12 protein-coding genes are annotated in these 13,130 nt (G+C 73.3%); 1 reads left to right on the top strand and 11 read right to left on the bottom strand.

Annotated features, from left to right (window positions below; all coding sequences use genetic code 11):
- Positions 1 to 24: 24 nt before the first annotated feature.
- The 10 genes from ACFVVA_RS18540 to ACFVVA_RS18585 all read right to left on the bottom strand — a co-directional run bounded on the left by ACFVVA_RS18540 (position 25) and on the right by ACFVVA_RS18585 (position 11,540).
- Positions 25 to 282, bottom strand: a complete 258-nt coding sequence (locus ACFVVA_RS18540) for a hypothetical protein (RefSeq protein ID WP_387690766.1) — start codon at positions 280 to 282, stop codon at positions 25 to 27.
- A complete protein-coding gene (gene gatA, locus ACFVVA_RS18545; protein WP_387690768.1) occupies positions 279 to 1,772 on the bottom strand; it encodes an Asp-tRNA(Asn)/Glu-tRNA(Gln) amidotransferase subunit GatA in 1,494 nt (497 codons plus the stop codon). Before gatA ends, ACFVVA_RS18540 begins: the two co-directional genes overlap by 4 nt.
- 5 nt (positions 1,773 to 1,777) lie before the next feature.
- On the bottom strand, positions 1,778 to 2,074 hold the full coding sequence (gatC, locus tag ACFVVA_RS18550) for an Asp-tRNA(Asn)/Glu-tRNA(Gln) amidotransferase subunit GatC (protein WP_030057414.1): 297 nt from the start codon (positions 2,072 to 2,074) through the stop codon (positions 1,778 to 1,780).
- Between the two features lie 206 nt (positions 2,075 to 2,280).
- Entirely contained in the window at positions 2,281 to 4,077 is a 1,797-nt protein-coding gene (locus ACFVVA_RS18555; RefSeq protein WP_387690770.1) for a putative bifunctional diguanylate cyclase/phosphodiesterase, read from the bottom strand.
- A gap of 322 nt (positions 4,078 to 4,399) precedes the next feature.
- A complete protein-coding gene (ligA, locus tag ACFVVA_RS18560; RefSeq protein ID WP_387690772.1) occupies positions 4,400 to 6,688 on the bottom strand; it encodes an NAD-dependent DNA ligase LigA in 2,289 nt (762 codons plus the stop codon).
- Between the two features lie 19 nt (positions 6,689 to 6,707).
- Positions 6,708 to 7,718, bottom strand: a complete 1,011-nt coding sequence (locus tag ACFVVA_RS18565) for a methionine synthase (protein WP_387690774.1) — start codon at positions 7,716 to 7,718, stop codon at positions 6,708 to 6,710.
- 155 nt (positions 7,719 to 7,873) lie between these two features.
- Positions 7,874 to 8,563, bottom strand: a complete 690-nt coding sequence (locus tag ACFVVA_RS18570; RefSeq protein WP_387690776.1) for an SDR family oxidoreductase — start codon at positions 8,561 to 8,563, stop codon at positions 7,874 to 7,876.
- 13 nt (positions 8,564 to 8,576) lie between these two features.
- Positions 8,577 to 9,101 (bottom strand): TIGR00730 family Rossman fold protein, encoded by a 525-nt coding sequence (locus ACFVVA_RS18575; protein WP_387690778.1) that lies wholly within the window; start codon positions 9,099 to 9,101, stop codon positions 8,577 to 8,579.
- Between the two features lie 70 nt (positions 9,102 to 9,171).
- Positions 9,172 to 10,308 carry a tRNA 2-thiouridine(34) synthase MnmA gene (mnmA, locus tag ACFVVA_RS18580; protein ID WP_387690780.1) on the bottom strand — a complete coding sequence of 379 codons (1,137 nt, stop codon included), beginning with the start codon at positions 10,306 to 10,308 and terminating at the stop codon, positions 9,172 to 9,174.
- Positions 10,309 to 10,358: 50 nt separating this feature from the next.
- A complete protein-coding gene (locus tag ACFVVA_RS18585) occupies positions 10,359 to 11,540 on the bottom strand; it encodes a cysteine desulfurase family protein (protein ID WP_387690782.1) in 1,182 nt (393 codons plus the stop codon).
- Positions 11,541 to 11,782: 242 nt separating this feature from the next.
- Here ACFVVA_RS18585 and ACFVVA_RS18590 point away from each other — a divergent pair, with 242 nt between their 5' ends.
- On the top strand, positions 11,783 to 12,550 hold the full coding sequence (locus ACFVVA_RS18590) for an IclR family transcriptional regulator (RefSeq protein WP_359901515.1): 768 nt from the start codon (positions 11,783 to 11,785) through the stop codon (positions 12,548 to 12,550).
- On the opposite strand, the gene ACFVVA_RS18595 is transcribed toward ACFVVA_RS18590, so the two are convergent.
- Positions 12,456 to 13,115: a trimeric intracellular cation channel family protein gene (locus ACFVVA_RS18595; protein ID WP_359901512.1), complete on the bottom strand. Its 660-nt coding sequence runs from the start codon at positions 13,113 to 13,115 to the stop codon at positions 12,456 to 12,458. The genes ACFVVA_RS18590 and ACFVVA_RS18595 overlap by 95 nt on opposite strands.
- Positions 13,116 to 13,130 lie beyond the last annotated feature (15 nt).

Here is a 13,130-nt window from a genome sequence, read left to right on the forward strand (position 1 = left end):
CGGGGCCGGGCCAGGGCACTTGACTTAGCCCAGCAGCACGTCGTCGGAGCCCAGCCGGCGCAGCTCGCGCACCAGCAGGGCGGTGCCGGTGACCAGCGCGGCGGCGCCGACCAGGGCGTTGACCAGCTTGAGGGTGTCGCTCTCCTCGCGGGCCTTGCGGACGTCCTTGGCCACGGAGATCGCGCCGAACGCGCTGGTGCCGATGGACAGCCACAGACCGGGCTTGGAGCGCTTGAAGCCCTTCAGCGAGCCGGAGCCCTTGGTCTTCTCGATCTTGCTCACAGTGCCGGTGCCTCCTCCAGCAGGGTGTGCCCCCACTTGTCGTTGAGTGCGGCCTCGACGGCGCCGCCCACGCGGTACAGGCGGTCGTCCGCCATCGCGGGTGCGATGATCTGGAGGCCGACCGGGAGATTGTCCTCCGGGGCCAGGCCGACCGGCAGCGACATGGCCGCGTTGCCCGCCAGGTTCGACGGAATCGTGCACAGGTCGGCCAGGTACATCGCCATCGGGTCGTCGGCGCGCTCGCCGATCGGGAAGGCGGTGGTCGGCGTGGTCGGCGAGACCAGGACGTCCACGCCCGCGAAGGCCGCGTCGAAGTCGCGCGAGATGAGCGTGCGGACCTTCTGGGCCGAGCCGTAGTAGGCGTCGTAGTAGCCCGAGGACAGCGCGTAGGTGCCCAGGATGATGCGGCGCTTGACCTCGTCGCCGAAGCCGGCCTCGCGGGTCAGCGCGGTGACCTCCTCGGCCGAGCGCGAGCCGTCGTCGCCGACCCGCAGGCCGTAGCGCATCGCGTCGAAGCGGGCCAGGTTGGAGGAGCACTCCGACGGCGCGATCAGGTAGTACGCCGGCAGCGCCAGGGTGAAGGACGGGCAGGAGACCTCGACGACCTCGGCGCCCAGCTCGCGCAGCAGCTCCACCGACTCGTTGAAGCGCTGCATCACGCCGGCCTGGTAGCCCTCGCCGGCGAACTCCTTGACGACGCCGATCCGCATGCCGCGGATGTCGCGCATCCGCGCGGCCTCGACGACGGCCGGCACCGGCGCGTCGATCGAGGTGGAGTCCAGCGGGTCGTGCCCGGCGATGGCCTCGTGCAGCAGGGCCGCGTCCAGCACCGTGCGGGCGCACGGGCCGCCCTGGTCCAGGCTGCTGGAGAACGCGACCAGGCCGTAGCGGGACACCGAGCCGTAGGTCGGCTTGACGCCGACGGTGCCGGTGACGGCGCCGGGCTGGCGGATCGAGCCGCCGGTGTCGGTGCCGATCGCCAGCGGGGCCTCGAAGGCGGCCAGCGCGGCGGCCGAACCGCCGCCGGAGCCGCCGGGGATGCGGGAGAGGTCCCACGGGTTGCCGGTCACGCCGTACGCGGAGTTCTCGGTGGAGGAGCCCATCGCGAACTCGTCCATGTTGGTCTTGCCGAGAATGACCACGCCGGCGTCCTTGAGACGGCTGGTCAGCGTGGCGTCGTACGGCGGGATCCAGCCCTCGAGCATCTTCGAGCCACAGGTGGTCGGGATGCCCTTGGTGGTGAAGACGTCCTTGAGCGCGAGCGGGACGCCGGCCAGCGGGCCCAGCTCCTCGCCCTTGGCGCGCTTGTCGTCGACGGCCCTGGCCGCGGCCAGCGCGCCCTCGGTGTCGACGTGCAGGAAGGCGTTGACCTTCTTGTCGACGGCGTCGATGCGGTCGAGGTGGGCCTGCGCGACCTCGACGGCGGACACCTCGCCCTTGGCGATGGCGCCCGCGGTCTCGGCGGCGGTGAAGCGAATCAGCTCGGTCATCTCGGTCAGTCCTCCCCGAGGATCTGCGGCACACGGAAACGCTGCTCCTCGGCGGCGGGGGCGCCGGACAGCGCCTGCTCCGGGGTGAGCGACGGCCGGACCTCGTCCGCACGCATGACGTTGGTCAGCGGCAGCGGGTGGGAGGTCGGCGGGACGTCCTGTCCGGCGACCTCGGAAACGCGGGCGACCGCGCCGATGATCACGTCGAGCTGCTCGGCGAAGTGGTCCAGCTCTTCGGGCTTCAGCTCAAGACGCGACAGCCGGGCGAGGTGGGCGACCTCCTCGCGCGTGATGCCAGGCATGCAGCGATCCTCAGGGTGAGTTCTGGTGAGACCCGGCTGTGCCTTGCGGGCGGTGCCGGGCCCGGGCAGGAGCAGCCGGTTCCGGCGCTCCGTCCTCGTGGTCTTTGGACCCCATCCTATGGGGCCCGTCCCCCGCCCCGGCCAACGAGTGAGCCGCGGCGCCCGTCACCGGCCCTCCCCGGGGCCGGACCGCGACCTCCGGCGGGCTACTGCGGCCGGGTGCGGGCCCAGCCCTGCGGTTTGATCTCCCGGTGCGCGGCCTGCACCACCTGGGCCACCGGCGGCAGCGTGGGCGGGATGACCGGCGGCCGGACCGGCGGGAGTGTCGGCGGCAGCACCGGCGGCCTGGCCGGCGGGACGATCGGCTTGGCGTTCGGGACCGACGGGAAGCCCGCGGGCAGCTGGGGCGGCAGGCCGAGCCGCTCCACCGGCGGGGCGCCGGTGCGGTGCACCCGCAGCCAGGCGGTGGCCTGCTCGGCCGGCAGCGCGGCCGACACCAGCCAGCCCTGGACGGCGTCCACGCCCATGCAGTGCAGCCGCTCCCAGGTCTCGTCGTCCTCGACGCCCTCGGCGACCACGGTCAGGCCCAGCGAGTGGGCGAGCTCCACCGAGCAGCGGACCACCGCCGCGTCGTGGTCGTCGGCGACCATCCGGGAGACGAAGGAGCGGTCGATCTTCAGCTCGCCGACCGGCAGGCTGCGCAGCCGCACCAGCGAGGAGTGCCCGGTGCCGAAGTCGTCCAGGGACATCCCGACGCCGTAGCCGCGCAGCTCGGCCAGGGTGTCGGCGGCCCGCCGGGAGTCGTCCAGCAGCAGTCGCTCGGTGATCTCCAGCTGGAGCGCGTGGGCCGGCACCTGGTGGCGCACGAGGTGGCCGGCGACCCGCTGGGCGAAGCCGGGGTTGAGAACGTCGCGCGGCGAGACGTTGACCGCGACCTGCACCTGGAGGCCCTGGTCGCGCCAGTACGCGAGCTGGCCGACGGCCGCCTCCAGCACGTAGTCGGTGAGCCGGGGCATCAAGCCGCTGGACTCGGCGAGCCCGACGAACTCGTCCGGCGGGACCTTCCCCTGGCCGGGGCGCTCCCAGCGCAGCAGCGCCTCCAGGCCGACCACCCGGCCGTCGAAGGCCACCTTCGGCTGGTAGTGCAGCTGCACCTCGCCGGTCTCCAGTGCCCTGCGCAGGTCCCCCAGCAGCCCGATCCGGTACGGCGTGTCGGCATCCTGGGTCTCGTCGTACTGGGCGACGCCGCAGTGTCCGCGCTGGGCGTGGCCCATCGCGACGTCGGCCCGGCGCAGCAGGGCCTCCGCGTCCTGGGCGTGCTGCGGGTAGACGCAGACGCCGCCGCTGGCCTCCAGGACGAGCAGCAGCCCGTCCAGCCGGATCGGGGCGGCCAGTTCGGCGATCAGCGCCTTGGCGACCCGCTCCAGGCTGTCCGGGCAGTTGATGCCGGGCAGCAGGACGGCGAACTCGTCGCCGCCCATCCGGGCCACCATGGGGCGGCCGCGGCGGTAGTGCCGGGGCAGGCCGGCGAAGACGTCGTCGATGGACTCCCGGGTGGCGCTGCCGGCCGGTCCGCCGGAGCGCAGGGCCCGGTGCAGCCGGCGGGCGATGTGAACCAGCAGCCGGTCACCGGCCGTATGACCTAGTGTGTCGTTGAGTGATCGGAAGCGATCGAGATCGAGCAGGATGAGACCGACGCTGTAGCCCTGACCACACTCCGCGATCGCCTCCTGGGCGGCCAACAGCAGGGCCTGACGGTTGGGCAGATCCGTCAGCGGGTCGGTCAGCTGATCGCGGGCGCGGTCCCGGGCGATCCGCCAGGCCGCCACCAGCACCGCCAGGGGCACGGCGAACAGCGGCAGCAACTCGGGTTCGTACCGGTAGACCAGGACGGCCAGCGGGATGAGCGGCGCGGCTCCGGCCAGCAGCACGCCGAGCAGCAGGACCGCACCCGCCACCCCCTGCGGCGGGCGTGTGGGCGCACCGCCGGTCGTACGATCCATAAGCCCTGTCCTCCGTCGGGCCCGCCCCGTCGGGCCGCCTTACGGTGAGGCACCGTGCCGGTACCGACAGCTGCCGGGCATGGAGCGACCCCGCGGAACACCGGCCCAGCCGGTGCCCCCACCCCTGCTGACACTCTGTTGCGCTCCAGGGTATGCCGGGGTCCACCCGGTGGGCAGACTTTCGGACAACCGGAAACGCGCCACCGCTCTCGGGTGCCGCACAGTGACACAATGCCCGCTTTCACTGTGCGGCACCCGGTGACGTTGCATCAGGACGATAACAACACCGATCCGGTCACCGACCGCTCGGGTCCGCTCCGGGTCAGTCCTCGACGGGCTCCTTCTTCGCCTCCCCGGCCTCCTCCGGCTCCGGAAGCCCCAGGTGGGCACGGGCGGCGGACGGCCCGTCGGCGAGCAGGACGGCGAACCCGGCGTCGTCCAGGACCGGCAGGCCGAGCTGAACAGCCTTGTCGTACTTGGACCCAGGGTTGTCACCAGCGACCACAAAATCGGTCTTTTTCGAAACCGAACCGGTCACTTTCGCTCCGCGCGAGGTCAGCGCCTCCTTGGCGCCGTCCCGGGTGTGGCCGGCCAGGGTGCCGGTCACCACCACGGTCAGGCCCTCCAGCGGGCGCTCCGCCTCCTCCTCGTCCGCGAACTCCTCGGTGAAGCGGACGCCGTCCGCCTCCCAGTTCCGGAGGATCTCCCGGTGCCACTCCTCCGCGTACCACTCCCGGATCGAGCGGGCGATGGTCGGGCCGACCCCCTCGACGGCCGCCAGCTGCTCCTCGCTCGCCTCGAAGATCTTCGTCAGATCGCGGAACTCCCGGGCCAGTGCCTGCGCGGCGACCGGACCGACGTGCCGGATCGACAGCCCGTTGACGAACCGCCACAGCGGCCGCCCCTTCGCCGCGCCCAGGTTGTCGATCAGGGCCTGGAGCGACTTCTTCGGCTCGCCCTTGGTGGTGGCGAAGAAGAAGACCTCCTTCTCCTTGCCCGTCCTGTCGTCCAGCTTCGGCATGCCGGTCTTCGGGTCCCGGACCAGCACCTTGATCGGCAGCAGCTTCTCCCGCGTCAGCCGGAAGATGTCGGCCTCGTTCCGCACCGGCGCCTCGGCCGGCTCCAGCGGCTGGGTCAGCGCGGTGGCCGCGACGTAGCCCAGCCCCTCCACGTCCAGGCACTGCCGCCCGCCGAGGAAGGCGATCCGCTCCCGGATCTGGGCCGGGCAGCGCTCCGCGTTCGGGCAGCGCAGGTCGATGTCGCCCTCGGCCATCGGCCGCAGCTCGCTGTCGCACTCCGGACAGTGCGAGGGCATCACGAAGGCCTGCTCGGTGCCGTCCCGCAGGTCGTAGACCGGGCCGAGGATCTCCGGGATGACGTCGCCGGCCTTGCGCAGCACGATCGTGTCGCCGAGCAGCACGTCCTTGGCCTTGACGACCTCCTGGTTGTGCAGCGTCGCGTACTGCACCATCGAGCCGGCCACCTTCACCGGCTCGGCCAGCACCGCGTACGGGGTGGCCCGGCCGGTGCGGCCGATGCCGACCTTGATCTCGGCCAGCTTCCCGGTGACCTCCTCCGGCGGGTACTTCCAGGCGATCGCCCAGCGCGGGGACTTGGAGGTGGCGCCGAGCCGGCCCTGCAGGGCGATCTCGTCCACCTTCACCACGACGCCGTCGATCTCGTGCTCGACCGAGTGCCGCTGCTCGCCGAAGTGCGCGATGAAGGCCCGCACCTCGGCGAGCGTCCCCACCACCTGGTTGTGGCGGGCGGTGGGCAGGCCCCAGTCGTGCAGCAGCCGGTAGGCGTGCGACTGGTTGTCGATGTCGAAGCCCACCCGGGCGCCGATGCCGTGCACCACCATGTGCAGCGGGCGGGAGGCGGTGACGTGCGGGTCCTTCTGGCGCAGCGAACCGGCGGCGGCGTTGCGGGGGTTCATGAACAGCCGGATCAGCGCCCGGGGCCGCTTGCCCTCCTTGGCGCGCTCCTCGTTCTCCTGCCGGCGGCGCTCGTTCTCCTCCGCGAAGGAGGCGTTGAGCGCGTCGAACTCCTCGGTCGGGAAGTAGACCTCGCCGCGGATCTCCACCAGCTCCGGGATGTTCTCGCCCTTGAGCCGGTGCGGGATCTCCTTGATGGTGCGGACGTTGGGGGTGATGTCCTCGCCGACCCGGCCGTCGCCGCGCGTCGCCGCCTGCACCAACTGGCCGTTCTCGTAGGTGAGGTTGACGGCCAGGCCGTCCACCTTGAGCTCGCACAGGTAGTGGTAGTCGATGCCCTGCAGCTCGGTGGCGACCCGCTCGGCCCAGGCGGCCAGCTCCTCGTCGTCCATCGCGTTGTCCAGGCTGAGCAGCCGCTCGCGGTGCTCGACCTCGGCGAACAGCCCGGTGGCCGCGCCGCCGACCTTCTGGCTCGGCGAGTCCGGGGTGACCAGGGCCGGGTGCTCGGCCTCGATCCCCTCCAGCTCCCGCATCAGCGCGTCGAACTCGGCGTCGCTGACGACCGGCGCGTCCTGCTCGTAGTACCGGGCCCGGTGGTCGGTGATCTCCTGCGCCAGCTCGGCGTGCCGCCCGCGCACCTCCGCCGGGACGTCCTCCCAGCCCTCGACAGCCGTCACCGCAAGCCCTCCTGCACTCTCATTCCGGGTTGTCCACCAGGCTCTGTGCCGCCCGCGCCGCGGACGACAGCGCCCTGCGCGCGTACGCCGGGGAAGCCCCGGCCAGCCCGCAGGTCGGTGTCACCAGCACGCGGCGACCCAACAGCTCCGGGGCGAACCCGAGCCTGCGCCACAAGGTCCTGACACCCTGGACACTACCGGCAGGGTCGGACACCGCCTGGTCAGTGGCGGGGACGACACCGGCGAGGATCGTCGTGCCGCCCTCCACGGCCTCGCCGAGGTCGTCGTCCTGGCGCTCGGTGAGGAGCGAGAAGTCGAGGGAGATCCCGGCGACCCCGGCGCGGCGCAGCAGCGGGACCGGGACGTCCGGCGCGCAGCTGTGCACCACCACGGGCGCGTCGAGGTTCCGGATCACCTCGCGCAGCACCTCCTCGGCGACCTGCCGGTCGACGGCGCGCAGCCGCTGGAAGCCGCTGGCGGTCTTCACCGACCCGGCCAGGACGGCGGGCAGCGAGGGCTCGTCCAGCTGCAGCACGACCTCGGCGCCGGGCACCCGCCCGCGGACGTCCGCGAGGTGGCGGCGCAGGCCCTCGGTGAGCGAGCCGGCGATGTCGCGGCACGCGCCGGGGTCGGCGAGCGCCTTCTCGCCGTGCTTGAGCTCGATGCTCGCCGCCAGCGTCCAGGGGCCGACGGCCTGGACCTTGAGCGCGCCCTGATGGCCCTGGGTGAACTCCTCCAGCGCGTCCAGGTCCTCGCCGAGCCAGGAGTGGGCGCGCCGGGTGTCCCGGCCCGGACGGTCGGTGAACCGCCAGCCGCTCGGCTCGGTCTGCGCGAACAGTTCGACCAGTAGGCCGGCGCCGCGCCCGATCATGTCGGCGCCCGGCCCGCGGGCGGGCAGCTCGGGCAGGAACGGCAGGTGCTCCAGTGCCCCGGTGGAGGTCTTGGCGGCCTCCCGGGCGTCGGTGCCGGGCAGCGAGCCGACGCCGGTGGCGGCGCCGCGCAGGTCGGGGAAGGTGTGTGGGGTGCTCACCCGCCCGAGCCTACTCAGCCGGACGGCCCCGGTGCCGGGCGCGGGGCCCGGCACCGGGGCCGTCGGGCATGCGGGGGCCGTCGGGCATGCGGAGGCCGTGTCGAAATCCGGTCCGCGCACGGAAAGTCGGACCGGCCGGCCTCCCGTGCGGCGCGCTACCGCCCGGGGCGGACGGTGATGTCGGTGATCTCCGCGTCCCGGGAGGCGTCGAGAGCGGCGAGGATCGCCCCGGCGACGGACGCGGGCTCGATCCAGCGGCCGGCGTCGTACTCCTTGCCCTCCTGCTGGTGCACCTTCACCTGCATCGCGGTGGCGGTGCGGCCCGGGTAGACCGAGGTGACCCGGACGCCGTTGGCGTGCTCCTCCTGGCGCAGCGCGTCGGCGAGCGCCTTGAGGCCGTGCTTGCTGGCCGCGTACGCCGACCACTCGGCGTGGGCGTTGAGGCCCGCGCCGGAGTTCACGAAGAGCACATGGCCCTTGACCAGCCGGATCGACGGCAGCAGCAGGCGGGTCAGCTCGGCGGGGGCGACGAGGTTGACGTTCAGCGTCTCCTGCCAGGCCTTGGGGGTCAGGTCGCCGACCGGGCCGAGCTCGACCGTGCCCGCGACGTGCAGGAGGGAGTCCAGTTCGACCGGCAGCTGCTGGTGGCCGAAGGCCCAGGACAGCTTGCCCGGATCGCCGAGGTCCCCGACGAGGGTGCGGGCCCCGGGGAAGCGCTCGCGCAGTTGGGCGGCCCGACGGGCGTCGCGGGCGAGCAGCCAGAGCTCGTCCCCGCGCTCGGCGAGTCGCTCGGCGAGTACGGCGCCGATGCCGGAGCCGGCGCCAGTGATCAGATGTGCAGCCATGGTCGTGATCCAATCAGGCCTTGAGCTGGGCGAAAACCTCGGCGGGCGTGTCCGCGAAGGTGATCAGCTCGGCGAGCGGGCGCGGCAGGAAGCCCTCGGCGTCCATCCGCTCCATCTGGGTGCGCAGGCCCGTGTAGAAGCCCTCGGTGTCCAGGACCACCACCGGCTTGTCGAACATCCCGTGCTTCTTGAGCTCCAGCACCTCGGTGACCTCGTCCAGGGTGCCCAGCCCGCCCACCAGCACGACGATCGCGTCCGCCCGCGAGGCCAGCTCGGCCTTGCGCTCCGGCAGGTCGGCCGTCCACACCAGCTCGTCGGCGCCGACGTACGCCTTGTGCCGCAGCATCTCGACCATCACGCCGACGAGCGTGCCGCCCGCCGCCTTCACCTCGTCGGCGAGCAGCCCCATCAGCCCGGCGTTCGAGCCGCCCCACACCAGCGTGTGCCCGCCCTCCCCCAGGAGCCGGGCGAACTCCGCGGCGGGGGCGGAGTAGCGGTCGTCGAGCGAGTACGCGGAGCAGAAGACAGAGATATTCATAGTGCCGTCCGGTCTATCACGCCCCTCGGCAGGACTTCACCGGGGATTCCTCGCCGGGCGCGGGGCGGGCTCAGGCGGTGACGGCCGGGCGCTCGGTGGTGGCGATGGTGGCGGAGCCGACGACACGGGTGCCGTCGTAGACGACCACGGCCTGGCCGGGGGCGATGCCCCGTACCGGGGTGTCCAGTTCCACCCGCAGCTCGCCGTCGACGACCGCGGCGCTCACCGGCACCTCCTCGCCGTGGGCGCGCAGCTGGGCGGTGTAGCGGCCGTCCGCCAGGGGCTCGGTGCCGCACCAGCGGGGGCGGATGGCGGTCAGCCCGGTCACGTCGAGGCCCTCGACCGGGCCGACCGTGACGGTGTTGTTCACCGGGGAGATGTCCAGCACGTAGCGCGGCTTGCCGTCGGCCGCCGGGCGGCCGATCCGCAGGCCCTTGCGCTGGCCGATGGTGAAGCCGTACGCGCCGTCGTGCTCGCCGAGCTTGGTGCCGTCGACGTCGAGGATGTCGCCGGTGGCGGTGCCGAGGTGCTGGGCCAGGAAGCCCTGGGTGTCGCCGTCGGCGATGAAGCAGATGTCGTGGCTGTCGGGCTTCTTGGCGACGGCCAGGCCGCGGCGCTCGGCCTCGGCCCGGATCTCCTCCTTGGTGGTGTCACCGAGCGGGAAGAGCGAGTGGGCGAGCTGGTCGGCGTCGAGCACGCCGAGGACGTAGGACTGGTCCTTGGCGCCGTCCACGGCCCGGTGCAGCTCGCGCGAGCCGTCCGGCAGGTCGACGATCCGGGCGTAGTGGCCGGTGCAGACGGCGTCGAAGCCGAGCGCGATCGCCTTGTCCAGCAGCGCCGCGAACTTGATCTTCTCGTTGCAGCGCAGGCACGGGTTGGGCGTGCGCCCGGCCGCGTACTCGGCGACGAAGTCGTCGATGACGTCCTCGCGGAAGCGCTCGGCGAGGTCCCAGACGTAGAAGGGGATGCCGATCACGTCGGCCGCCCGCCAGGCGTCCCGGGAGTCCTCGATGGTGCAGCAGCCGCGCGCGCCGGTCCGGAAGGACTGCGGGTTGGCGGAGAGCGCCAGGTGGACGCCGGTCACCTCGTGCCCCGCTTCGACGGCGCGGGCGGCGGCGACGGCGGAGTCGACTCCGCCGGACATCGCCGCGAGCACGCGCAGACGGCCGGTGGACGGAGCGGTCGGGGCACCCGGGAAGTCAGTCATGGTGAGTACAAGCCTACGGGGCCGCCGGACATGCCCACCGCGCGGAGCAACTACCGGCGCACCGACGCCAGCCCCGCGTTGCGCGCCCGCTCGACGACCGGCCCGATGGCCTTCCCCAGCGCCGTGACGTCCTCCGGCACCGAGGTGTGCCCGAGCGAGAACCGCAGGGAGGCGCGCGCCAGCAGCGGGTCGACGCCCATCGCGAGCAGCACGTGGCTGGGCTGCGGCACCCCGGCCGAGCAGGCGGAGCCCGTCGAGCACTCGATGCCCTGGGCGTCCAGCAGCATCAGCAGCGCGTCGCCCTCGCAGCCGGGGAAGGAGAAGTGCGCGTTGGCGGGCAGCCGGCCCTCGGCCGACGGGTCGCCGTTGAGGATCGCGTCCGGTACGGCGGCCAGCACCGACGCCACCAGTTCGTCCCGCAGCGCGCCGAGCGTGACCGCGTGCTCGGCCTGCCGCTCGACGGCGAGCGCCGCGGCGGCCGCGAAGCCGGCCGAGCCGGGGGCGTCGAGGGTGCCGGAGCGCACGTCGCGTTCCTGCCCGCCGCCGTGCAGCAGCGGTACGGGCGCGGCGCCCCGGGAGAGCAGCAGGGCGCCGATGCCGAACGGGCCGCCGATCTTGTGCCCGGTGACGGTGAGCGCGGTGAGGCCGGACTCGGCGAAGGAGACCGGGACCTGACCGAGCGCCTGCACGGCGTCGGCGTGCACCGGGATGCCGTACTCGGCCGCCACGGCGGTCAGTTCGCGCACCGGCTGGACGGTGCCGACCTCGTTGTTCGCCCACATCACGGTGACCAGCGCCACCGACGCCGGGTCGCGTTCGATCGCCGACCGCAGCGCCTCGGGGTGCACCCGGCCGTACCCGTCCACCGGCAGGTACTCGACCTCGGCGCCCTCGTGCTCGGAGAGCCAGTGCACCGCGTCCAGCACCGCGTGGTGCTCGACCGGGCTGCACAGCACCCGGGTGCGGGCCGGGTCGGCGTCCCGGCGGGCCCAGTACAGGCCCTTGACCGCCAGGTTGTCGGATTCGGTGCCGCCGCCGGTGAGCACGATCTCGCTGGGGCGGGCGCCCAGCGACTCGGCCAGCGATTCCCGGGACTCCTCGACCACCCGGCGGGCCCGGCGGCCGGCCGCGTGCAGAGCCGAGGCGTTGCCGACCACCCCCAGGTGCGCCGTCATCGCGGCGATCGCCTCGGGCAGCATCGGCGTGGTCGCCGCATGGTCCAGGTATGGCATAACCATCCGATTGTAGAGCGCGGCACCACAGCGGGTTCCGGGCCGGGGCAGTTTCAGCCACGCACGGCCCGCGCCGACCGGCACCGGCCCGCACCGGCCCGGACGCACCGCGGACGAACCACGGGTGCGCCGCACCGCGGACGCACCACTGCCGGACGGCCGCGTCCGGCAGTGGTTTGTACCACTGAGCCACCCAGCGGTTAGCCTGACGCCATCAGTCAGCCGGATCCACGGGAAACGCCATGTCGCAGTCGGTCGACCGCGCGCTGACCCTGCTCGACGCACTCGGCGACGCGCCGCTCTCGCTGGAGCAGGCCGCCAGCAGCCTCGGGGTGCACAAGTCCACCGCCCTGCGGCTGCTGCGCACCCTGGAGGAGCACGGCTTCGCCCGCCGCCAGCCGGACCTGCGCTACCGGCTGGGCGGCCGGGTGCTCTCGCTGGCCCACCGCGCGCTGGAGGACTTCGACGTCCGGCAGGTCGCCGCGCCGTACCTGGCCGCGCTCAACGCCCGCTGCGGCTACACCGTCCGGCTGGCCGTGCTGCACGACGGCGAGGTGCTCTACCTGGACGAGGTGGCCGGGTTGCCGGGCGCCGAGCCGTCCCGGATCGGGCGCCGGGCCCCGGTGGACGGGACGGCGGTGGGCCGGGTGCTGCTCGCCGGGCTGTCGGCGGACGGCGTCCCCGAGGAGCCCGAGCTGGCGGCGGTGCGCCGCCGGGGCTGGGCGGCCGAGTCCTGCGAGCACCGGGAGCCGGTGACCTGCGTGGCCGCGCCGGTCGCGGGCAGCGGCGGACGGACGGTCGCGGCCTGCGCGCTGAGCGCCCCGGCGAGCGAGGTGCCGCCCGGCGAACTGGCCCGGATGGTGCCGGAACTGCTCTGCACGGCCGAGGCGATCTCGCTCGCGTACGGCGGCTCGCCTACTCCTCGCTGGTGCGAGAACCGTTGCGGTGCCAGGCCCGCGGGGCACGCCAGCCGTACTTCAGCGCGAGCATCCGCAGCCCGAAGGCGGTGAGCGCGGCCGCGGTTCCGGTGATGCCGGTGAGGCGGTCCGCGCCGATCAGCAGCGCGACCAGGGTGGCGCCGACCAGGGCCGGGACGGCGTAGATCTCCCGGTCCCAGCGCAGCAGCGAGGGGATCTCCCCGGCCAGCACGTCACGGATCACGCCGCCGCCGGCCGCGGTCACCATGCCGAGCGCGATCGCCGCGACCGCGCCGAGCCCGAAGTCGTGGGCCTTGGCGGTGCCGGTCACGCAGAACAGCCCGAGCCCGAGCGCGTCCAGGGTCTGCACGGCCCGGTTGATCCGCTCGACCTCCGGGTGCAGGAAGAACACCACCAGCGCGGCGCCCAGCGGGGTCACGAAGTAGCCGAGGTTGGTGAACGCGGCGACCGGGGTGGCGCCGATCACCAGGTCGCGCATCACGCCACCGCCGAGGGCGGTGACCTCGGCCAGCACACAGATCCCGAAGATGTCCATGTTCTTGCGGACGGCGAGCAGGCCCCCGGAGAGGGCGAAGACGAAGATGCCGACGAGGTCCAGCGACTGCTGCACGTCGGTCGGGAAGAGCTGGGATGTCACCGTCCATGTGTACCC

The sequence above is a fragment of the Kitasatospora sp. NPDC058048 genome (assembly GCF_042885555.1).
Lineage (GTDB): Bacteria > Actinomycetota > Actinomycetes > Streptomycetales > Streptomycetaceae > Kitasatospora > Kitasatospora lactacystinica.